The organism is Pseudomonas sp. LF020 (genome assembly GCF_053456425.1).
The window spans coordinates 408,860-432,402 of record NZ_JBRFIX010000002.1; the positions used below are offsets into that span (position 1 = coordinate 408,860).

The 23,543-nt window shown below is 61.6% G+C and carries 15 protein-coding genes; 10 read left to right on the plus strand and 5 right to left on the minus strand.

Translation table 11 applies throughout. From position 1 onward, the window contains the following. Window positions 1–2: 2 nt before the first annotated feature. The 6 genes from ACU680_RS05870 to ACU680_RS05895 all read left to right on the plus strand — a co-directional run bounded on the left by ACU680_RS05870 (window position 3) and on the right by ACU680_RS05895 (window position 12,915). Window positions 3–1,373 carry a TolC family outer membrane protein gene (locus ACU680_RS05870; protein ID WP_045122086.1) on the plus strand — a complete coding sequence of 457 codons (1,371 nt, stop codon included), beginning with the start codon at window positions 3–5 and terminating at the stop codon, window positions 1,371–1,373. A gap of 190 nt (window positions 1,374–1,563) precedes the next feature. Continuing rightward, entirely contained in the window at window positions 1,564–4,506 is a 2,943-nt protein-coding gene (gene eprS / locus ACU680_RS05875; RefSeq protein WP_448178904.1) for an autotransporter serine peptidase EprS, read from the plus strand. A gap of 835 nt (window positions 4,507–5,341) precedes the next feature. After that, window positions 5,342–8,428 (plus strand): autotransporter domain-containing protein, encoded by a 3,087-nt coding sequence (locus ACU680_RS05880; protein WP_448178905.1) that lies wholly within the window; start codon window positions 5,342–5,344, stop codon window positions 8,426–8,428. A gap of 61 nt (window positions 8,429–8,489) precedes the next feature. Next, a complete protein-coding gene (locus ACU680_RS05885) occupies window positions 8,490–10,178 on the plus strand; it encodes a polyurethane esterase (protein ID WP_448178906.1) in 1,689 nt (562 codons plus the stop codon). A 270-nt stretch (window positions 10,179–10,448) separates the two neighbouring features. Then, window positions 10,449–12,302 carry a polyurethane esterase gene (locus tag ACU680_RS05890; RefSeq protein ID WP_448178907.1) on the plus strand — a complete coding sequence of 618 codons (1,854 nt, stop codon included), beginning with the start codon at window positions 10,449–10,451 and terminating at the stop codon, window positions 12,300–12,302. A 238-nt stretch (window positions 12,303–12,540) separates the two neighbouring features. Continuing rightward, window positions 12,541–12,915, plus strand: coding sequence for a hypothetical protein (locus ACU680_RS05895; protein ID WP_448178908.1), 375 nt, complete (start codon window positions 12,541–12,543; stop codon window positions 12,913–12,915). Window positions 12,916–13,022: 107 nt separating this feature from the next. Here the strand turns inward: ACU680_RS05895 and ACU680_RS05900 are convergent, their stop codons facing one another. Next, window positions 13,023–13,247 (minus strand): YgdI/YgdR family lipoprotein, encoded by a 225-nt coding sequence (locus ACU680_RS05900; protein WP_007967004.1) that lies wholly within the window; start codon window positions 13,245–13,247, stop codon window positions 13,023–13,025. Window positions 13,248–13,452: 205 nt separating this feature from the next. Between ACU680_RS05900 and ACU680_RS05905 the strand changes: the two genes are divergently transcribed. From ACU680_RS05905 to ACU680_RS05920, 4 genes are all read left to right on the plus strand, one after another. After that, entirely contained in the window at window positions 13,453–15,105 is a 1,653-nt protein-coding gene (locus tag ACU680_RS05905) for a VRR-NUC domain-containing protein (RefSeq protein WP_448178909.1), read from the plus strand. After that, window positions 15,102–17,393: an ATP-dependent DNA helicase gene (locus ACU680_RS05910; RefSeq protein WP_448178910.1), complete on the plus strand. Its 2,292-nt coding sequence runs from the start codon at window positions 15,102–15,104 to the stop codon at window positions 17,391–17,393. The genes ACU680_RS05905 and ACU680_RS05910 overlap by 4 nt, the downstream gene beginning before the upstream one ends. Before the next feature lie 76 nt (window positions 17,394–17,469). Beyond that, the gene (locus ACU680_RS05915) at window positions 17,470–19,392 is read left to right on the plus strand and encodes a hybrid sensor histidine kinase/response regulator (protein ID WP_448178911.1); all 1,923 of its coding nucleotides are present in this window, start codon (window positions 17,470–17,472) and stop codon (window positions 19,390–19,392) included. 67 nt (window positions 19,393–19,459) lie between these two features. Next, window positions 19,460–19,996 (plus strand): hypothetical protein, encoded by a 537-nt coding sequence (locus ACU680_RS05920; RefSeq protein ID WP_007967008.1) that lies wholly within the window; start codon window positions 19,460–19,462, stop codon window positions 19,994–19,996. Between the two features lie 54 nt (window positions 19,997–20,050). Here ACU680_RS05920 and ACU680_RS05925 read toward each other — a convergent pair whose 3' ends face one another. The 4 genes from ACU680_RS05925 to ACU680_RS05940 all read right to left on the minus strand — a co-directional run bounded on the left by ACU680_RS05925 (window position 20,051) and on the right by ACU680_RS05940 (window position 23,469). Then, window positions 20,051–20,347: a hypothetical protein gene (locus tag ACU680_RS05925; protein WP_007967009.1), complete on the minus strand. Its 297-nt coding sequence runs from the start codon at window positions 20,345–20,347 to the stop codon at window positions 20,051–20,053. A 185-nt stretch (window positions 20,348–20,532) separates the two neighbouring features. Then, window positions 20,533–21,876: a cation:proton antiporter gene (locus ACU680_RS05930; RefSeq protein WP_448178912.1), complete on the minus strand. Its 1,344-nt coding sequence runs from the start codon at window positions 21,874–21,876 to the stop codon at window positions 20,533–20,535. Between the two features lie 36 nt (window positions 21,877–21,912). Continuing rightward, complete coding sequence (locus ACU680_RS05935; RefSeq protein ID WP_007967011.1) at window positions 21,913–22,524, minus strand: Yip1 family protein; 612 nt, start codon at window positions 22,522–22,524, stop codon at window positions 21,913–21,915. A gap of 87 nt (window positions 22,525–22,611) precedes the next feature. After that, a complete protein-coding gene (locus ACU680_RS05940; RefSeq protein ID WP_448178913.1) occupies window positions 22,612–23,469 on the minus strand; it encodes a glucose 1-dehydrogenase in 858 nt (285 codons plus the stop codon). Window positions 23,470–23,543: the final 74 nt, after the last annotated feature.

Sequence of the window (23,543 nt, forward strand, 5' to 3'; positions counted from 1 at the left end):
GGATGTTCGGCTGTATGAATAAGCTTTCGATGTTGGGAGCAGCGTTCGCGCTGCTCGCAGGAAACAGCGCGCTGGCGGCCATGGGGCCATTCGAAGTCTACGAACAGGCATTGCGCAACGATCCGGTGTTCCTCGGCGCGATCAAGGAGCGCGACGCGGGCCTGGAAAACCGCCTCATCGGCCGTGCCGGGCTGTTGCCGAGACTGGGCTACAACTACAACCGCGGTCACAACACCTCGAAGGCCACGCAACTGACCGCTCGCGGCAACCTGACCGAAGACCGCAACTACAACAGCTATGGCTCGACCCTGACCTTGCAGCAACCGTTGCTCGACTACGAAGCCTACGCGGCGTATCGCAAAGGCGTGGCGCAGTCGCTGTTCGCCGACGAGGCGTTTCGCGGCAAGAGTCAGGAGCTGCTGGTACGGGTGCTGGACAACTACACCAAAGCCTTGTTCGCTCAGGATCAGATTGACATCGCCCAGGCCAAGAAGAAGGCTTACGAGCAGCAGTTCCAGCAGAACGAACACATGTTCAAACAGGGCGAGGGCACGCGCACCGACATTCTGGAAGCCGAGTCGCGCTACGAACTGGCGACCGCCGAAGAGATCGAGGCGCGCAACGAGCAGGACGCCGCGCTACGTGAACTGGGGGCGCTGGTCGGCGTGCAGACGGTGGACATCAGCGAACTGGCGCCACTGGATCAGAATTTTCAGACCTTCGCCCTGATGCCGGCCAACTACGACACCTGGCATGAGCTGGCGATCAGCAACAACCCCAATCTGGCGTCGCAGCGTCAGGCGGTGGAAGTGGCCAAGTACGAAGTCGAGCGCAACCGCGCCGGGCACCTGCCGAAAGTCAGTGCCTATGCGTCGATCCGCAAGACAGAATCGGACAGCGGCAACACCTATAACCAGCGCTACGACACCAACACCATCGGCTTTGAAGTCAACGTGCCGCTGTATGCCGGTGGCGGGGTGTCGGCCTCGACGCGTCAGGCCAGCCGCACCATGGAGCAAGCGGAATACGAGCTCGATGGCAAGACCCGCGAGACGCTGATCGAACTGCGTCGCCAGTTCAGCGCCTGCCTGTCGGGCGTCAACAAACTGCGCGCCTACCAGAAGGCGCTGGCCTCGGCTGAGGCATTGGTGGTGTCGACCAAGCAAAGCATTCTCGGTGGTGAACGGACCAACCTCGATGCGCTGAACGCCGAACAGCAACTGTTTACCACCCGCCGCGATCTGGCCCAAGCGCGCTACGACTACTTGATGGCCTGGACCAAGCTGCATTACTACGCGGGGACGTTGAACGAACAGGATCTGGCACGGGTGGATGAGGCGTTCGGACAAGGCCCGAAAAGCAACTCGCGTTAATGCTTGGCACCGAACCTGTGGCGAGGGAGCTTGCTCCCGCTTGAGTGCGTAGCGCTCACAAGATTTTGGGCTGCTGCGCAGCCAGCGGGAGCAAGCTCCCTCGCCACAAATAGACTCGCTCGATAGTTCAAGAAGTGCTCGCCCGGGGAAACGGGTCATAACAAAAACATAAGAAAAGTGAGTGGTGAACATGGAAGTACGCATCAAGCCGGCAGCGGTCGGCAGCCTGTTGCTCGCAGTTTCCATCGCGCAGGCCAACGCGCAATACCTTGAAACCGGCAAGCCCGGCGATCCCGCCAGTTGGCGCAGCGCCGAATTCCAGCGCGACTGGGGCCTGGCGCGGATGCAGGCCGATCAGGCCTATGCGGCCGGGATCACCGGCAAAGGCGTGAAGATCGGCGCCCTCGACTCCGGCTTCGATGCCGCCCACCCCGAGTTCGCCAGCGAGCGCTATCATCCGGTAATGGCCTCCGGCAGTTACGTCGATGGTTCGCTGTTCAGCGTCAATGGCACCCTTAACGCCAACAACGATTCCCACGGCACCCACGTGGTCGGCACCATGGGCGCCAGCCGTGACGGCACCGGCATGCACGGCGTGGCGTACAACGCGCAGATCTACGTCGGCAACACCAACAACAACGACAGCTTCCTGTTCGGCCCGAAACCCGATCCGCGTTATTTCAAAGCGGTATACGACGCTCTGGCGGATGCCGGTGTGCGCGCGATCAACAACAGTTGGGGTAGCCAGCCGCCGGATGTCAGCTATCGCACCCTGGCCGATCTGCACGCCGCGTACGCCCAGCACTGGAATCAGGGCACCTGGCTCGACGCGGCGGCGGACGTCTCGCGCCGTGGCGTGATCAACGTGTTCAGCGCCGGCAACAGCGGCTACCCGAACGCCAGCGTGCGCTCGGCGTTGCCGTACTTTCAGCCGGATCTTGAAGGTCACTGGCTGGCAGTCTCCGGGCTGGATCAGAGCAATCAGCAAAAGTACAACCAGTGCGGCATCGCCAAATACTGGTGCATCACCACTCCGGGGGCGAAGATCGACAGCACCATTCCGGGTGGCGATTACGCGATCAAGTCCGGCACCTCGATGGCCGCGCCGCACGCCACCGGGGCACTGGCGCTGGTGATGGAACGCTATCCGTACATGAACAACCAGCAGGCACTCGAAGTGCTGCTGACCACCGCCACGCAACTCGACGGTTCGGTCACCGATGCACCGACCGAACGGGTCGGCTGGGGTGTGGCCAACCTCAACCGGGCGATGCACGGGCCGGGGCAATTGCTCGGCGCGTTCGATGCCAATCTGGCCGCCGGGCAAAGCGATGTGTGGAGCAATGACATCTCCGACAAGGCACTGATTCAGCGCCAGCGCGAAGACCTCGCCGAACACAGCGCCTGGCAGCAGACCCTGCAGGACAAGGGCTGGCAGAACGGTGTCCCGGCCGGCGCCAGTCAGCAGGATCAGACCGACTACGCGGTCGGTATGGCGCGCGATGCTGCAGCGGCGACGCGGGTCTATCAGGGCAGCCTGATCAAGTCCGGGGCAGGGCGCTTGCTGCTGACCGGCGACAACACCTTCCGTGGCCCGACCACGGTCAATGGCGGTTTGCTCAGCGTCAACGGCTCGCTGGCCTCGGCGGTGACCGTCAACGACAGCGGCACCCTTGGCGGTTCCGGGCGGATCGCCTCGTTGCTCGCCAACAGCGGTGGCCGCGTGGCACCGGGCAATTCCATCGGCACTTTGAATGTGGCCGGTGACGTGACCTTCACGCCGGGTTCGACCTATGCGGTCGAGCTGTCGCCGACCAGCAGCGACCGCATCGTTGCCGGTGGCGTTGCGAGCATCAACGGCGCCACGGTCAGCCTGTCGCTGGAAAACAGTCCGACCCTGCTCAGCACCACGCAAGCGCGCAGCCTGCTCGGCCATTCGTACGACATTCTGCAAGCCGCCGGCGGCATCCAGGGCCGGTTCGGCGCGGTGCTGCCGGATTACCTGTTCATCGGCGGCAACCTCGACTACACGGCCAACGCCATTCAGCTCGACATCCAGCGCAACGCCACCTCGTTCGCCAGCGTCGGGCAAACCCCGAATCAACGCGCGGTGGCGACGGCGGTTGAAGGCCTCGGCGCTGGCAATTCGGTGTACGAAAGCTTGCTGCTGTCGGCAGATGCCACCTCGGCGCAACAGGCCTTCCAGCAATTGAGCGGGGAGATCTATCCGGCGCTCGGCTCGATGCTGATCAATGACAGCCGCCAGTTGCGCGACGCGGTCGGCGAGCGTCTGCACGATGTAAATGCCACGCAAAGCAATGGCTGGATCAAGGCCCTCGGCGCCTGGGGCTCGACCGATTCCGGTAACGACACCTCGCGCTACAGCACCTCGATCGGCGGCTTGCTCGCCGGTGTCGACGGCGCGCTCGACGAGCAGACCCGCATCGGTCTGGTCACCGGTTACAGCGACAGCTCGCTGAACATGGGCTCGGACACGCACTCGTCGGCCAAGGTCGACAGCTATCACCTCGGCGCTTACGCCGGTCATGACATCGGCGCCTGGCGCCTGAGCACCGGCGCGGCCTACAGCTGGCACCGCGCCGATGTGAAGCGCGATCTGCAATACGGCGACGTCAGCGCCAAACAGAAAGCCAAGGTCGATGCGGCGACCACGCAAGTCTTCGGCGAAGCGGCTTACCGGCTGAACCTGGCACTGGAGCCGTTCGCCAATCTGGCCTATGTGCATCTGGATACTGACGGCTTCAGCGAAAAGGGCGACGCGGCGGCGCTGAAGAGCTCCGGCGAGCAGCGTGATGCAGTCCTCAGCACCCTCGGTGTGCGCGCGGTCAAGCGCTTCAACCTGTCGGCCGCGCAGGCGCTGGACCTGAGCGGGCATCTCGGCTGGCAGCACAGCCTGAGCGACATCGACGCCGAACAGCATCTGCGCTTTGCCAGCGGCAGCACGCCGTACGCGGTCGAGAGTTCGGCATTGGTGCGTGATGCGGCACTGGTCGGCGTACAAGCCAGCCTGGCGTTGAGCAAGGACGTGCGGGTCAACCTGGATTACAACGGACAACTGGCCAACCGCGAGAAGAGCCACGGCGTGGGGCTGAGCCTGAACTGGCAGTTCTGACGGAGGGTGAATACGTCCCCTGTAGGAGCTGCCGAAGGCTGCGATCTTTTGACTTTGATTTTTTAACAACAAGATCAAAAGATCGCAGCCTTCGGCAGCTCCTACAGGGGGATGTGAGCACACACCTGTGGCGAGGGAGCTTGCTCCCGCTCGGCTGCGCAGCAGTCGTAAATCTGCCAGACCGGGTTCGACTGGAATAATGCAGAGGGCCGCTTCGCGCCCCAGCGGGAGCAAGCTCCCTCGCCACAAAAAGCAGTATTCATGAGATTGAAATAGACGGATTTTTCGCAACAACACGAAGGAGCTGCCGAAGGCTGCGATCTTTTGATCTTGAAAAGCCAAGATCTCAGCCTGCGGCAGCTCCTCAGATTCAGTGAACACATACCTGTGGCGAGGGAGCTTGCTCCCGCTCGGCTGCGCAGCAGTCGCAAATCTGCCAGACCGGGTTCGACTGGAAGAGTGCAGAGGGCCGCTTCGCGCCCCAGCGGGAGCAAGCTCCCTCGCCACACAAAGCAGTACTCATGAGATTGAAATAGAAGGATTTTTCGCAACATCACTAAGGAGCTGCCGCAGGCTGCGATCTTTTGATCTTGAAAAGCCAAGATCGCAGCCTTCGGCAGCTCCTACAGGGGGATGTGAGCACACACCTGTGGCGAGGGAGCTTGCTCCCGCTCGGCTGCGCAGCAGTCGCAAATCTGCCAGACCGGGTTCGACTGGAAGAATGCAGAGGGCCGCTTCGCGCCCCAGCGGGAGCAAGCTCCCTCGCCACACAAAGCTGCATTCATGAGATTGAAGTACACGGATTTTTCGCAACAACACTAAGGAAGGTCGCTGGATGAATAACAACAATACCCCCGCGCAAACGGGCGGTCGCTTCGCCATGAAAACCCTCAATTGCGCGGTGCTCTGCGCGCTGACCACTTGGGGCACCGCGCACGCGGCGCCTTATGTGGAAAACGGCCGCAGCGGTGATCCCGCCAGTTGGCGCAGCGCCGAGTTCCAGGCGGAATGGGGCCTGGGCGCGATCGGGGCCGATCATGCCTACGCCGCCGGTTACACCGGTAAAGGCGTGAAACTGGGGATCTTCGATCAGCCGGTTTACGCCGCGCACCCGGAGTTTTCCGGCGCCAACAAAGTCGTCACCCTGGTCACCAGCGGGATCCGTGAATACACCGACCCCTACATCCCGGTCAAAGCCGGCGATGCGTTCCGTTATGACGGTTCGCCTTCGGTCGGCTCCGACGGCAAGCTCGGTGCCCACGGCACCCACGTCGGTGGCATCGCCGCCGGCAGCCGCGATGGCGGGCCGATGCACGGGGTGGCGTTCGGTGCGCAGATCATCAGCGCCGACAACGGCGACCCGGGCCCGGAAGACGGCATCGTCCGTGGCAACGATGGCGCGGTGTACAAGGCCGGTTGGGATGCGCTGATCGCCAGTGGCGCGCGGATCATCAACAACAGTTGGGGCATCGGCATTACTGACCGTTTCGACCTCGGCGGCCGCGACCCGGCGTATCCGCACTTCACCGTCAACGACGCGCAATTGCAGTTCAACGAAATCCGCACGCTGCTCGGCACCAAGCCCGGCGGCGCCTACGACGGAGCGATTGCCGCCGCCCGCAGCGGTATCGTGACGATCTTCGCCGCCGGCAACGATTACAACCTGAACAACCCGGACGCCATCGCCGGCCTCGGCTACTTCGTGCCGGACATCGCGCCGAACTGGATCACCGTCGCCGCGTTGCAGAAGAACCCGGATCTGGCCAGCGCCAATCCGTACATCATGAGTACGTTTTCCTCGCGCTGCGGCTACACCGCGAGCTTCTGTGTCTCGGCGCCGGGCACGCAGATCTACAGCTCGATCATCAGCGGCACCAACGCCGACAACCTGACCACCGGCTACAAAAACTACAACGGCACCTCGATGGCCGCACCGCACGTGGCCGGCTCGATGGCGGTGCTGATGGAGCGCTTCCCGTACATGACTGGCGATCAGGTCGCCACGGTACTGCGCACCACCGCCACCGACCTCGGCGCACCGGGCATCGACGCCTTGTACGGCTGGGGCATGATCAACCTGCGCAAGGGCATCGACGGCCCGGCGATGTTCGTCACCGAGCAGGACATCCCGGAAGAATTCCGCATCCAGGGTGCCTACGGTTCCGGGCAGTTTGTCGCGGACTTGCCGGGCATTGGCGCGATCATCGACAAGGGCAAACCGACCGAGCGCGTCTGCACCGACATCACTTGCGGCCTCGACACCTGGCGCAACGACATTTCCGGTCACGGCGGCCTGACCAAGCAGGGCATCGGCACGCTGGTGCTGACCGGCAACAACACCTACAGCGGCCCGACCCTGGTCAATCAGGGGCGTCTGGCGATCAATGGCTCACTGGCTTCGGCGGTCACGGTCAACGACAGCGGCATCCTCGGCGGTAACGGCCGCATCGGCGCACTGACTGCGAAAAACGGCGGTACCGTCGCCCCGGGCAACTCGATCGGCACGCTGAACGTCGCCGGTGACGTGACCTTCGAGCGCGGTTCGACCTACGCGGTGGAAGTCTCGCCGACCAGCAGCGACAAGATCGTTGCCGGTGGCAAAGCCGTGATCGATGGCGCCACGGTCAGTCTGTCGCTGGAAAACAGCCCGACCTTGCTGACGACTGCTGAAGTGAAAAGCCTGCAGGGTGCTCAATTCAACATCCTGCAAGCGGCCGGCGGCATTCAGGGGCAGTTCGGGCAAGTGCTGCCGAACTACGCGTTCCTCGGCGGCACCCTGGCGTACACGGCAAACGGTGTGCAACTGGACGTCGGGCGCAATGGCGCGTCGTTCGCCAGTGTTGGTCTGACGCCGAACCAGCGTGCGGTCGGCGCGGCTGCCGAGGGCCTGGGCGCGGGCAATGCGCTGTTCGAAACCCTCCTGTTGTCGCCGAACGCGGCGTCGGCGCAACAAGCCTTCCAGCAACTGTCCGGCGAAATTCACCCGGCCATCGGTACGATGCTGATCAACGACAGCCGCTACCTGCGTGAAGCGGTGGGCGAGCGTCTGCGTGAGCGTGATCTGTTCAATGCCAACGCACCGACCGACGACCGCAGCAACGCCTGGGTCAAGGTGCTCGGTTCGTGGGGCAAGAGCGATGGTGGTCACGAAAACGCCGACTCCAACAGCTCCATCGGCGGGCTGCTGGCCGGTGTCGACGGTTTGATTGCTGAAGATACGCGTCTGGGTTTCGTTACCGGTTATAGCGACAGCTCGTTGAACATGGGCGGCGGCACGCATTCGTCGGCTTCGGTCGACAGCTACCACCTCGGTGCGTATCTGGGGCATCAGATCGATGCGTTGCGCCTGACCGCCGGTGCGGCTTACAGCTGGCACCGCGTGGACGTGAAGCGTGATCTGCAGTTCGCGGGCGTCAGCGGCAAAGAGAAAACCAAGCACGATGCGGCGACCACTCAGGTGTTCACCGAAGCGGCTTACGATCTGCGTCTGCAACCGATGAACCTGGAGCCGTTCGCCAATCTGTCGTACGTGCATCTGAACACCGAGAGCTTCACCGAGAAAGGTGATGCCGCGGCGCTCAAGAGCGGCGAAGACAACCGCGACGTGGTGCTGTCGACCCTTGGCGTACGCGCCAAGCGCAGCTTCGCGCTGTCGGAAAAACATCAGCTTGAACTGGGCGCAACCCTCGGCTGGCAGCACAACCTGAGCAGTGTCGATGCTGACAGCCACCTGGCCTTCGCCAATGGCAACAGCGCGTTCACCGTGCAGAGTGTGTCGATGGATCGTGATGCGGCAGTGGTCGGCGTCCGTGCCGGGCTGGCGCTCAATCGCGATGTCCGGGTCAACCTGGACTACAACGGACTGATCGGTAACAACGAGAAAGACCACGGTGTGGGTCTGACCCTCGACTGGCAGTTCTGATGGAGTACTGGCAGTCTCGCGGGAGGCTGCCAGTCCTGATTGAAGGAAGAGAGAGCACAACATGGGATTGTTCGATTACAAAAATGCCGATGGCAAAGCGCTGTACAGCGACGCCATCGCGCTGACGCTGTATGCCTACACACCGACCGGCCAGCCGTTGCCGGCCACCGCCTGGAAACCGCTCAGCGCCACGGCGCTGGGTTATCAGGGCAAGGTCGGCGCGCAAGGCACGTTCTTCGGCGAGAAGGACGGCTTCACCAGCGCCGAGGCCGAAGTGCTCGGCAAGTACGACGCCGGCGGCAAGCTGATCGGCCTCGGCGTGGCCTTTCGCGGTACCGGCGGGCTGGGTTACAGCGACACCTTCGGCGACATGAAGAACAACCTGCTGGCCGCCATCGGGCCGTCGGATTACGCGAGCAACTACGCGAAAAACGCCTTCGACAACCTGCTCAAGTCCGTTGCCGCGTTTGCCATGGCCAACGGCATCGCCGCCAAGGACGTGCTGTTCAGCGGCCACAGCCTCGGTGGTCTCGGGGTCAACAGCGTGGCCGAGTTGAGCGGCAACAATTGGGGTGGGTTCTTCAAGGACGCCAACTACATTGCCTTCGCTTCGCCGACCCAGAGCAGCACCGGCAACAACGTGCTGAACATCGGTTACGAAAACGATCCGGTGTTTCGTGCGCTGGACGGCACCACGTTCAGCAGCGGTTCGCTGGGCAAGCACGACGGGCCGCATGAGTCGACCACCGATAACATCGTCAACTTCAACGACAACTATGCGTCCACCGCGCAGAACCTGGTGCCGTTCAGCATCGTCAATCCGCTGAGCTGGTCGGCCCATGGCTCGCTGGGCTATGCCGATGGCCTGAACCGGGTGATCGATTCGAAGTTCTACAACCTGACGCACAAGGACTCGACCCTCATCGTCTCCAACCTTGAGGAATCTTCCCGGGGCAAGACCTGGGTCGAGGATCTGGGGCGCAGCGGCGAGCCGCACACCGGCAGCACCTTCATCATCGGTACCTACAGCAACGACTGGCTCAAGGGCGGGGCGGGTAACGATTTCCTCGAAGGCCTGGGCGGTGATGACCGGTTCCGTGATGACGGTGGTTTCAACATCCTCCTCGGTGGCCAGGGTCACAACACCTTCGAGCTGCAGAAACCGCTGCAGAACTTCAGCTTCGCCAACGACGGTGACGGCACGCTGTACGTGCGCGACGCCTACGGCGGCATCAGCATGACCCGCGACATCGGCGCGCTGGTGAGCAAGGAGTCGGGGTCGTGGTGGGGCAGCAAGGAAATCACTTGGGGCGTCACGGCCAAGGGTTTGACCAATGGCAATGAACTGACTCAGTACACCCATTCGCTCAATGGCGATGCGTATGGCAACGCGCTGCACGCCAGCGCCGACGGTGACTGGCTGTTCGGTCTGGGTGGCGATGACAAGCTGATCAGCGACAAGGGCCACGTGACCTTCGTCGGCGGCGCCGGCAATGACGTGATGACGGCGCTGGGTGGCAACAACACCTTCCTGTTCAGCGGCGCGTTCGGTTTTGATGCGATCAACGGCTACCAGGGCAGCGACAAACTGGTGTTCATGGGCGTCGAAGGCGCGGGGCAGGGCTACGACTACAAGCAGCATGCTGCACAGTCCGGCGCTGACACTGTGCTGAAGATTGGCGAATATGCCGTGACCCTGATCGGGGTGGGAGTGGCTAACCTGTCGGACTCGTCTTTCGTCTTCGCGTAAGCCGTCATCCTGTAGGAGCTGCCGCAGGCTGCGATCTTTTGCTTCTGATTTTCAAGATCAAAAGATCGCAGCCTCGTTGCACTCGACAGCTCCTACAGGGATTTATGAATGTAGGAGCTGCCGCAGGCTGCGATCTTTTGATTTTGATTTCAAGATCAGAAGATCGCAGCCTTTATGCAAGTAGTACTGAAATGCTCCGGGGCGTGCCCGCGAGGGGCGCCCTGGCTGTGAGCTATCTCTGACAATTCCAACAAAAGAGAGGCAATAGCAATGGGTGTGTATGACTACAAGAACTTCGGTACAGCCGATTCCAAGGCGCTGTTCAGCGATGCCATGGCGATCACGCTGTATTCCTATCACAACCTCGATAACGGCTTTGCCGCCGGTTATCAGCACAACGGCTTCGGTCTCGGCCTGCCTGCCACGTTGGTCACCGCGCTGCTCGGCGGTACCGATTCGCAAGGGGTGATTCCTGGTATTCCGTGGAACCCCGACTCGGAAAAACTCGCCCTCGACGCCGTGAAAAAGGCTGGCTGGACACCGATCAGCGCCTCGCAATTGGGCTACGACGGCAAGACCGACGCCCGCGGAACCTTCTTCGGCGAGAAGGCCGGTTACACCACCGCCCAGGTGGAAATCCTCGGCAAGTACGACGCCCAGGGCCATCTCACCGAAATCGGCATCGCCTTTCGCGGCACCAGTGGTCCGCGGGAAAACCTGATCCTCGACTCCATCGGCGACGTGATCAACGACCTGCTGGCCGCCTTCGGTCCCAAGGACTACGCCAAAAACTACGTCGGCGAAGCGTTCGGCAATCTACTGAATGACGTGATGGCGTTCGCCAAGGCCAACGGCCTCAGCGGCAAGGACGTGCTGGTCAGCGGCCACAGCCTCGGCGGGCTGGCGGTCAACAGCATGGCTGACCTGAGTGGCGGCAAGTGGGGCGGGTTCTTCGCCGATTCCAACTACATCGCCTACGCCTCGCCGACTCAGAGCGGCACCGACAAGGTGCTCAACGTCGGTTACGAAAACGATCCGGTGTTCCGCGCCCTCGACGGCTCGACCTTCACCGGCGCCTCGGTCGGCGTGCACGACGCGCCCAAGGAATCGGCCACCGACAACATCGTCAGCTTCAACGATCACTACGCCTCGACCGCGTGGAATCTGCTGCCGTTCTCCATCCTCAACATCCCGACCTGGATCTCGCACCTGCCGACCGCTTACGGTGACGGCATGAACCGGATCATCGAGTCGAAGTTCTACGACCTGACCAGCAAGGATTCCACGATCATCGTCGCCAACCTGTCGGACCCGGCGCGGGCCAACACGTGGGTGCAGGACCTCAACCGCAACGCCGAAACCCACAAGGGCAGCACCTTCATCATCGGCAGCGACAGCAACGACCTGATCCAGGGCGGCAGCGGCAACGACTACCTCGAAGGTCGCGCCGGCAATGATACCTTCCGCGACGCTGGCGGTTATAACGTCATCCTCGGCGGCGCCGGCAACAACACCCTCGAGTTGCAGAAATCGGTGAACACCTTCGACTTCGCCAACGACGGCGCCGGCAACCTGTACATCCGCGACGCCAATGGCGGGATCAGCATCACCCGCGACATCGGCAGCATCGTCAGCAAGGAGCCGGGTTTCCTCTGGGGTCTGTTCAAGGACGATGTGACCCACAGCGTCACGGCCAGCGGTTTGAAGGTCGGCAACAACGTTACCCAGTACGAGTCCAGCGTTAAGGGCACCAGCGGCGCCGATACGCTGAAGGCGCATGCCGGCGGCGACTGGCTGTTCGGTCTGGACGGCAACGACCACTTGATTGGCGGTGCCGGCAACGACGTGTTTGTCGGGGGCGCCGGCAATGACCTGATGGAGTCCGGAGGCGGGGCGGATACGTTCCTGTTCAACGGCGCGTTCGGTCAGGATCGGGTGCTGGGTTTTACGTCGAACGACAAACTGGTGTTCCTTGGCGTGCAAGGGGTGTTGCCCAATGACGACTTCCGCGCGCATGCGACGGCGGTGGGGCAGGACACGGTGCTGAAGTTTGGCGGGGATTCGGTGACTTTGGTTGGGGTGGCGCTGAATAGCCTCAGTGCCGATGGCATTGTGATCGCCTGATGCATCCGTAACCTGTGGCGAGGGAGCTTGCTCCCGCTGGGTCGCGAAGCGGCCCTGAAGATTTTGTGAGCGCTACGCGCTCAAGCGGGAGCAAGCTCCCTCGCCACAACTCGGTATCGAAAGTGACTCAACAGCCACACCCTGACTCAAAAGCTCTGCAAACAGCAGAAGCGGCCTAAAGCCAGCACGTGCACACACGTTCTACAGCTAGCCGCCATTGAGTACAGGAGATGCACACGTGAGAAGGTTCAAGGGGTATGTCGGGATTTTCGGACTGGCGCTGTTATCGGCCAATGCCTGGGCCGATCTGCCGCCAACCTCGATTCTCAGCCGCTACGGCATCAGCAGCGATCAATTGCCGAAGCCGGCTAAGACCGAAGCGGTCGAGCCGGTCGAAGAGAAAAGCCTGTTTCAGATTCAGCCCGAACAGCCGTTCGTGACGTTTCGGCGGGGTGATGACAAACAAGCGCAAGCCACCGGCAATCTGAGCATTGACCGCATGACCCAACAGGATCTGGAGCGTTGCCGACGTCTGCAAGCCGAGCTGGCGCGGCGCGGTGAGCAGTATTTCAGCTGCGATCACAGCATTGTGGGCCTGCCGGCTTTCGAGTAATTCTCCAACGTTCCCCCTGTAGGAGCTGCCGAAGGCTGCGATCTTTTGATTTTGTTTTTAAGATCAAAAGATCGCAGCCTTCGGCAGCTCCTACAGGGGTTGGGGGGTCAGTCTTCCTTGCGCACCGTTGCGACTTCGTCGGAACGGACTTTCACCTTGGTCCCGGAAATATCCTCGAACTCATAGAACCCGTCCTTGGTCTTGGTTTTCGGCATGTCCTTGGTCAAATACTGAGTGCCGTTCTGCAAGGTGACCACGGTCGGCGTCGAGCAGCCGGCCAATGCCAGCAGGGCCGCTACCGCCAGAGGAATACCCAGAGTCTTGATCTTCATAGCCACCTCAAATACCTCATTCCATATCAATTGACCGACTTCGGTCTCTAACGCGGTTGGTGCCATCGAACCGGGAAAAGTTCGATGGCCCCCTGAAAAAATCCGAATTGCCGCTGCCATTGATCTTTTTCCGTTTGCACCCGGCAGGGCAGAGCTGGTATCTGTACGCATAACCAGTATTTGCTCGCCATGGCCCTGAATTCCCGTGACTGCCAACCCGCTCGACGATCCGTTCTATTACCTCAACAACTTCCGGCAAGTGCTTGATTGGCTTGAGCTTCGCTATGCCGATGTGATGAGCGAATCCGAGCACGGCTTTATCAGCGACTTCAAGGCCTTGCCGCACGCTTCGCAGGGTCTGCTGGTGCGCATGGTAATGCGTAAGGGCGTGCATTTCCGCCTTGGCAAACTCAACTACCCGGAAATTGGGGACATCAGCGACGCCGCGCAGCCGTTGCTGAGTCACGGCTGGCTCGACGATCAGGCGCTGTTGAGCGTGGCCGAAGTGTTCGACGTGTTGCTCAAGGCCGAACTGTTGCAAGCGTTCGGTACGTTTATCGAACAGCCCAAGGGCCGCAAGGACGACTGGCTGCCGGCGCTCGCCGAGCAATTCAGCGAGTCGCGCAGCCTCTGCGACTGGGCGCCGACGCTCGGCGACCGCTTGCTCAGCCTGACCATCATGGACCTGTGCGACCGTCTGCGCCTGATGTTCTTCGGCAACCTGTATCAGGACTGGTCGGAATTCGTGCTCGCCGATCTTGGCATCTTTACCTACGAAAAAGTCGAATTCTGCGTCGACTCCCGTGGTCTGCGCAGTCGAGAGGACGTCGACGCCTGCCTGTTCCTGCATCAGTGCCAGCAACGCTTCGAGGCCGGTGAACCGTTGGAGCCCATTGTCGAGCAGGTCAGCGCGTTGCAGTTCGACAATCCTTGGCTGCAACGGCGGCGCGGCAAGGTGCTGTTCCAGATCGGCCAGTATTGCGAGCGCATCACTGAGTTCGCCCTGGCGCTGAGCATTTATCGCGATTGCGCCTACCCCGGCGCCCGCCAGCGCATGATCCGCGTGCTCGAGCGCTGCGGCGAATACGCACTGGCGCTGGAGCTCGCGACGCTCGCCGAACAGGCGCCGGAAAGCGCCGCCGAGCAGCAGAGCCTGCAACGGATGCTGCCACGGCTGCGACGCAAACTCGGCGGGCCACCGCTCAAACGCGCAACGCCACGGCCGGTCGAGCGCCTTGATCTGCAATTGCCGCGCACTGATCCGGGATTGTCGGTGGAGTTTTACGTGCAGGCGCATCTGCACGAAGACAGCGGCCCGGTGCATTACGTCGAGAACAGCCTGATCAACTCGCTGTTCGGCCTGTTGTGCTGGCCGGCGATTTTCGCGCCGTTGCCGGGAGCGTTCTTTCATCCGTTTCAGCGCGGGCCGGTGGATCTGCTCAACGAAGACTTCCAGCAACGCCGCGCCGAACTGTTCCAGGCTTGTCTCGACCAACTCGACGATGGCCGTTACGTCGCAACCATTCGTGAATGCTTCGCCGCCAAGTGGGGCGTGCAGTCGCCGTTCGTGTTCTGGGGCGCGTTGAATGAGCAACTGCTGGAGCAGGCGTTGGCGTGCTTGCCGGCGGAACACCTCAAGCACTGGTTCAATCGCCTGCTGCTCGACATCAAGGCCAACCGCGCCGGCATGCCCGACCTGATCCAGTTCTGGCCGCAGCACAAGACCTACCGGATGATCGAGGTCAAAGGTCCCGGTGACCGCTTGCAGGACAACCAGCTGCGCTGGCTGGAGTTCTGCCATCAGCACCAGATGCCGGTCGCCGTGTGTTACGTGCAATGGGCGGAGCAAAGCGCTTGAGCTACAGCATTGCCGTCCGCGCGCTGTGCGAGTTCACCGCCAAGACCGGCGACCTCGACCTGCGGTTTACCCCTTCGCCGACAGCCCTCGAAGGCGTGCTCGGCCATCGCACCGTGGCCTCGCGGCGCAACGACAAATACCAGAGCGAAGTGGCGCTGGAAGGCGAGTTTCTGCAACTGAAGGTCAGGGGCAGGGCGGACGGCTACGACCCGCTGCAGAACTGTCTGGAAGAAGTCAAAACCTATCGCGGCGACCTGAGCAAACAGCCGGCCAACCATCGCCAGTTGCATTGGGCGCAGGCGAAAATCTACGGCTGGCTGATGTGCCGCAAGTTTGAGCTTGCGCAGATCAATCTGGCGCTGGTGTATTTCGACATCGTCAGCGAAAAGGAAACCTGTCTGGTCGAGGCCTTCAGTGCGCCAGCCTTGCAGGCCTTTTTCGAACAACAATGCCGGTTGTTCCTGAACTGGGCCGAGCAGGAAATGGCCCATCGCGAGGCGCGCAATCTGGCGGCGCAGCAATTGAGCTTTCCCCACGCCGACTTTCGCCCCGGGCAGCGACATCTGGCCGAATCGGTGTTCAAGGCGGTCAGCACCGGCCGTTGCCTGATGGCCCAGGCGCCCACCGGGATCGGCAAGACCCTCGGCACGCTGTTCCCGATGCTCAAGGCGTTGGCGCCGCAGCAACTGGACAAGGTGTTCTTCCTGACCGCCAAGACCCCGGGGCGCAAACTGGCGCTGGATGCCAGCCAGGTGTTGTTCGATCAATCGCAAAATTTGCCGCTGCGGGTGCTGGAGATGGTCGCCCGGGACAAGGCCTGCGAACACTTGGACAAAGCCTGTCACGGTGAATCCTGCCCGTTGGCCCAGGGCTTCTATGATCGGCTGCCCGCTGCCCGGCAAGCGGCGAGCCGGATCAATCTGCTTGATCAGGCAGCGATGCGCGAAGTGGCTCGTCAGCACACGGTTTGCCCGTATTACCTGAGCCAGGAAATGGCCCGCTGGGCCGACGTGGTAGTGGCGGACTACAACTATTACTTCGATTTCAGTGCGCTGCTGTTCGGTCTGGCCCAGCTCAACCAATGGAAAGTCGCGGTGCTGGCGGATGAAGCGCACAACCTGGTCGAACGCGGGCGCTCGATGTACAGCGCCAGTCTCGATCAGGCCGCGCTGGCCAGCGTGCGCAAAAGCGCTCCAGAAGTGCTGAAAAAATCCCTGCAACGGGTCAACCGCGAGTGGAACGCGCTGCACCAGCCGCAACTGGCGCCATATCAGGCCTACGACAAGGCCCCGGAGAAACTGCTGCAAGCCGTTTCCCTGTGCAGCGCGGCCATTGGTGATTACCTCAATGATCATCCGCAGGGGCTCGACAGCGCGCTGCAAACCTTCTATTTCGACATGCTGCAGTTTGGCCGGGTGGCGGAGCTGTTCGACGAGCATTACCTGTTCGACATCAGCAAGCGTGACCTCGAGCGCAAGCGGCCGCTGTCGCAACTGTGCCTGCGCAACGTGGTGCCGGCGGCGTTCATCGGCCCGCGCCTGAAAGCGGCGCGCAGCAGCGTGCTGTTCTCGGCGACGCTGAGCCCGCGGCGCTATTACGCCGACCTGCTCGGCACGCCCGCCGACACGGTATGCATAGACGTCGAATCACCCTTCAGCGCCGATCAACTGCAGGTGCAGATCGTCAGCCGGATTTCCACGCGCTTCAATCATCGCCAGGCGTCGCTGGAACCGATCGTCGAGCTGATCGCCCGCCAGTTCAGCGAGCGTCCGGGCAATTACCTGGCGTTCTTCAGCAGTTTCGATTACCTGCAACAAGTGCTGACGCTGCTCGCCGAACGCCATCCGCAGATCAATCTGTGGCAGCAATCGCGGGGCATGGCCGAAGGGCAGCGGCAGGCCTTTCTCGATCAGTTCACCGCCGACAGTCAGGGCATCGGCTTCGCGGTGTTGGGCGGTGCGTTTGGCGAAGGCATTGACTTGCCCGGAGCACGGCTGATCGGCGCATTCATTGCGACCTTGGGGCTGGCCCAGCTCAACCCGGTCAACGAACAGTTGAAACGGCGCATGGCAGCGATTTTCGGCGCCGGCTACGATTACACCTACCTGTATCCGGGCGTGCAGAAAGTGGTGCAGGCCGCCGGGCGGGTGATCCGTACGCGGCAGGATCGCGGTGTGGTGATGCTGATCGATGACCGCTTTGCCGAACCGCGCATTCAGCAACTGCTGCCGCGCTGGTGGTCGCTCGGTACCGACTCGCCCTCAATCAACCCGTTGATCACGCCGTGAATAGAAGCGCGTTTGCACCTTCCCATGGCGCCGGATTGCCGCATACTTGCGCTAATGAAAACCAGCGGTGAACCTGATGAGTGACAAACCGAGCAAAACTGCCGCGATCGAGGAGATGCGTTTCCGTCTGCTGATCGATGCGGTGGTCGATTATGCGATTTACATGATCGATCCGGACGGCATCATCACCAGCTGGAACTCCGGCGCCAAACGCTTCAAGGGCTACGAAGAGGCGGAGATTCTCGGCGAGCATTTCTCGCGCTTCTATACCGCCGATGATCGTGCGGCGGGCCTGCCGCAACGCGCGCTCGACACAGCGCTGCGCGAAGGACGCTTCGAAGGCGAGGGCTGGCGGGTGCGCAAGGATGGCACCCGTTTCTGGTGCCACGTGGTCATCGATCCGATCATCGATCCCGACGGCAAACTGCTCGGCTACGCCAAGATCACCCGCGACCTGACCGACCGCAAGATGGCCGAGGAAACCCTCAAGCAAAGCGAACAGCAGTTCCGCCTGCTGGTGCAGGGGGTCACCGATTATGCGATCTACATGCTCAGCCCCGAAGGTCGCGTAAGCAACTGGAATCAGGGCGCCCAGCGGATCAAGGGGTACCAGCCGGAAGAAATCATCGGCGAGCATTTTTCGATTTTCTACACCCCCGAAGACCGCGTGGCCGGCGAACCACAGCGGGCGCTGGAGATTGCCACCCGCGAGGGCCGTTTCGAGAACAAGAGCTGGCGCATGCGCAAGGATGGCACGCGGTTTCTGGCCCACGTGGTGGTCGACGCCATTCGCGGCGAAACCGGTACGCTGCTCGGGTTTGCCAAGATCACCCGCGATGTCACCGAAGCCCATGAGGCGCAAGTGGCGCTGGAAAAGACCCGTGAAGCGCTGTTCCAGGCGCAGAAGATGCAGGCCATCGGTCAGCTCAGCGGCGGCATCGCCCATGACTTCAACAATCTGCTGACGGTGATTCTGGGCAACCTGGAGATTTTGCAAAAGCGCATCGGTGACGATCCGAAAAACAGTCGTCTGCTGGAAAACGCCACACAGGGTGCATTGCGTGGCGTATCGCTGACCCAACGCATGCTGGCCTTCGCCCGCCGTCAGGAGCTCAAGACCGAGCCGGTCGATATCGCGCAACTGGTGCAAGGTATCACCGGGCTGTTGCGCAGCTCGATAGGCCCGGGGATTCGCATCGAGACACGCTTTCCCGAGGATCTGCAACCGGTGCTGGCCGACAGCAACCAGCTGGAACTGGCGCTGCTCAATCTGGCGACCAACGCCCGCGACGCCATGGTCGACGGCGGCAGCCTGTGCATTACTGCGCAGCCGGAAGTTGTGCTTGAGCAAAGCCATTCGTCAATGGCGGCGGGACGCTATGTGTGCCTGAGCGTGATCGACACGGGGGAAGGCATGGACGAAGCCACACTGGGTTCGGCCAGGGATCCGTTTTTCACCACCAAGGGCGTGGGCAAGGGCACCGGGCTGGGCTTGTCGATGGTGCATGGCTTTATCGAGCAACTGGGTGGCCGCTTCATTCTCAAGAGCGAAAAAGGCCATGGCACCCGCGCTGAAATGTGGATACCGGTGGCGCTGGCCGGGGAGACGGCAAAAAACCTTTACCCGGCAGTCAAACCGGTGTTGGTGCCACGCCTCAGCGTGCTGGTGGTCGACGACGATTCGCTGGTAATGACCAGCACCACGCTGCTGCTCGAAGACCTAGGCCATCGTGTGATCAGCGCCACCTCCGGCGCCAGGGCGCTGGCGTTGTTCGAGCAGGGTGAAGTCATCGATCTGATGATCACCGACATGGCCATGCCGCAGATGAGCGGCGCGCAACTGGCGCATGCAGTGCGTCTGCTCAAGCCGGATCTGCCGATCATTCTGGCCACCGGTTACGCTGAACGCCTGGAAGGCTTTGCCGCGCAACTGCCGCGTCTGCCCAAGCCGTTCACCCAGCTCAACCTGGTGGAAATCATCGCGCAGTCGATGAAGTGAATCCGCCTGAACTTGTCCGTGGCGAGGGCCTTCTAAAAGGTTTCCCCCGCCACGGAGCGCGCGCCCCTTGCCACGCATACTGACTGAGCCCAGCGCTGAAGAGCACCTGACTGAACACGACGCCAAGATGTTCGGCTCACCCAAGGAACGGCTGGATTTCTATCGCAAGGAAATCCAGTACGAAACCAGCATCCTCGCCAACCGCACCGATGCCTATCTGGCGGCGCAGTCGTTCTTGGTGATTGCCTTTGCGTCGTGCATGGCCAACCTCAACCCCGAGTGGGGCAAGCTGTTCACGCTGGTGGTGCCGCCGTTTCTCGCGCTGTTGGGGCTGCTCAGTTCGCTCAACGCCTGGCCGGGGATTCGTGCGGCGTACGACATCATTGATCACTGGCACTACAAGCAGAGCGAGTTGTTGCGCAGCGAGCCGATCATGGGCATGGCTTACGACGAGTCGCCGCTGTTCAGCGAGATGGAGTCGAGCCACAAGGGCTATCGCAAGTCGTTGTTGTTTTCGGTGCGCACGCCCTGGATTTTCGCCACGTTCTGGATCCTGCTCGGGGCTTATGCGGTGTTCATTCAGGTGACCAACCCCGGGGGCTAAACGCCGCCCAAAGAAAAAGCCCGGACTTTGCAGCCGGGCTTTTTCTTGTGCGCGTTATTCGACGGTTTCAAGCTGTCGACGCAATTCCTGCGAGTGATGCGGCGACATTGGAATCGGCGGGAAGTCTTCGTTGAGGACACACAAGTGATCGATGGCTTCCTCGAACTTCGCATCGGCTTTGCGGCGCAGTGCTCGATAGTGCTCAAACTGTTCGAGGTCCAGATTGTCCGCTTCCAGCAGCTCGTAAGCCGCTCGGTTGAGGGCGTGGGCATCTTCGAACAGTTGACGATTGCGTTCCAGGGCCAAAGCCCTGCAAGCCTTGATTTGTGCAGGAGTCGAGCATTCTTTCATGACTGTGACCTTGTTATCCAAAGATTCCTATTCATGGGCTGCAAGCCGCAGGGGAACCGAACCTGCCGGACCCGCCGAGTGCTTACAGCGAGGGTTATGGTTGTGACTGCCGGTATTGGCCGAGGGATCCATTTATTTTCAGAAAAAACTTCGATTGATTTCCGGAGATATTGCCGATGGAAAAATCAGTTTTTTCGTTTTTGCCGTTGTTCGTAGCGCGCCAGCAGCGGTTGCGTGCTGATGCCATGCAGCAAAATGCTCAATGCCACCACCGACAGGGTGATGTTGGTGCACAACGTCGCGACTGAAGGACTCAGGCCGTGGTTCAAGGCATAAAACAAATAGAACAGGCTGCCGATCCCGCGAATGCCGAACCAGCCGATCAACAGGCGCTGACCGCGGTCAAGCAAGGTGCCCCAAGGCATCAACGCCACGCAGAGCGGACGCACCACGCAGAACAGCACCGCGCCGATGACCAATGCGCGCCAGTCCCAATGCGGCACCAGCACCACGCCGAGCAGGGTCACCAGAAACACTTCCATGGCGCGTTCCACCAGACTGCCGAACGAGAGCATGTCGCCCATCATGATCCCGGCCGCAACCTGGCTGCTTTCCAGTCGTTCGGTATCACCGTGCACCGCGTGCTGCGGTTCGATGTTCTGATGGCCCACCACCGGTTGCACCAGATGTTCGGCGGGCGGCTGACTGGCGCCGGTGGATTTGACTTCTTCCTGGCGCAAGCCGAGGCCGGCGGCGAATACCGACAGAAAGCCATAACCGCCGATGGCGTCTGCGCCAACGTAGGCCAAGGCAATCAGCGACAGCGCCAGATAATCATTCGGGCTCAGGGTGCTGTCGTCGTTACGGATGCGCAGCGACAGGGTCAACCGACCGATGACACGGCCCATCCAGTAACCGGTGAGCAAACCGACCGGGACCGCCCAGAGCAAACCGTGCAGCACCCAATCGGTCAAGGCGCCGGGTTGCGCGTCGGCCTGCAACAGCAGCAAGCCGAGAATCACGAACGGGAACGCGATGCCGTCATTGAGCCCGGCTTCACCGGAAAGACCGAAGCGCACGCTGTCGACATCCCGCGCATCATTGACCTGCACCAGCGCGGCCAGTACCGGGTCGGTGGGCGCCAGCATTGCCCCGATCAGCAGCGACGGCCCCCACGACAGTTGCAGGCCCCAGTGCAGCAATACGCTGACCCCGGCGATGGTCAAGACCATTACCGGGCCAGCCAGCCCGAACGCAATCCGCCAGCGCTTGTCGCGCAGTGGCAGGCGCAGCTTGAGCCCGCAGACAAACAGCGAAAACAGCACCGCCACTTCCGTGAGGTGCTCCATCCACACCGAGGCGTTTTCCAGGGGCAGCTTCAGCAGATCCAGACCGCTCGGACCGATGCCGATCCCCAGCAACAGGCACACGGCCGAAGTGGTGACCGGCATCCAGCGCAGGTACGACGAAGTCAGCGCCAGGGTCAGCAACACCGCGCCAAGCACCGCGACCCAGATGACGAAGCTCATGTTCGGTCGCCCATCGACGACAGCGTCGGCACCGGGTTAAGCAACGGTAGTACGCAGGTACTCGGGCGCGAGCACGTTGAACCACAGCAGAATCATCGACACCAGAATGGTCACCATCACCAGCAGGCCGACGCCCCAAACGCAGGCCGAGTACAGCAGGCCCTGTTCCTTGCGTTCATGCATGAACGTCGGCAGGCCGACGAACAGCAGGAACGTCGAATACACCGAAGCGGCACCCAGCACCAGAATTGCCAGCCAGCGACTCGGATAGAGACCGGCGATGCCGGCGACGAAAAACGGCGTTACGGTATAGGCGGCAAAGCCGATGCACTGGTTAAGCGTGGGGCGCGCGTCGAACGTACGCGACATCCAGCGGATGAACCCGCCGATGACCGCGACCCCGGCGACAATGGCCACATACAACATGATGCTCAGTTGCAGCGCACTGGCCGTGCTCAAGCGCACGGTCTCGCCGGCTGCCAGACTCCAGCCGACATACGTGGTACCGAAGAACAGGCACACGGCGGGAATCAGCGCCAATAGCAACAGATGCGCCAAGTAGTGACGGGGATGGGCCTCTTCCTCGCGGCGGATATCGGTCCAGGCGAAGTTGGGCTGGGTGAAGAGTTTAATGAGAGGGGCGGACATGACGACCTCCTGATCCTGCGGACCGGTTGGGACTCTTAAAGGTATGGAGGGACGTCATGCCGCCAGGTTCAGTTTTTATCGCGCTGCTCAGAGCATCGGCTTGCCGCCGGTCACGCCATAGCGCTGACCGGTGATGTAACTGGCTTCATCAGAGGCCAGCAGCACGTAAATCGGCGCCACTTCCACTGGTTGTCCGGGGCGACCGAGCGGGGTTTCGCTGCCGAAGTTCTGCACTTCTTCATCCGGCATGGTCGAGACGATCAACGGTGTCCAGATCGGCCCGGGGGCCACGCAGTTCACGCGGATCTCTTTCGGCCCGAGTATCTGCGCCAGACCGCCGGTGAAGTTGGCAATGGCGCCTTTGGTGGTGGCATAGGCCAGCAGCGTCGGTTTGGGCATGTCCGAGTTGACCGAGCTGGTGTTGATGATCGACGCGCCGGGGCGCATGTGCTTGATCGCTGCCTGGCACAACCGGAAAATCGCCGTGATGTTGACGTCGAAGGTCATCACCCATTCGTCGTCGGGGATTTCTTCGAAGGTTTCGTGGGTCATCTGGAACGCGGCGTTGTTCACCAGAATGTCGATGCGCCCGAAGCGTGCGACAGTCTTGTCCACCAATTCCTGGCAATGGGCCTTTTGCGCCAGATCGCCTGACAGCAACAGGCACTGGCGGCCTGCCTGTTCGACCCAGCGTGCGGTCTCTTTGGCGTCGTCATGTTCATTCAGATAGGCCACGACCACGTCTGCGCCTTCACGGGCGAAGGCAATCGCCACCGCGCGGCCAATGCCACTGTCGGCGCCGGTGATCAGCGCAATCTTGCCGGCCAGCCGCCCGGAACCGACATAGCTTTGCTCGCCACAGTCGGGGTACGGCTGCATTTTACTTTGCGCACCGGGAACGGCTTGGGCTTGTGCGGGGAAGGGTGGTTTTGGGTAGTCGGTCATCATCAATCTCCGAGGTTCTCAGGGCAGGTATGGGTGGTTGACCCGGACGGTTTGCCGTGAGTTCGATCGGATTT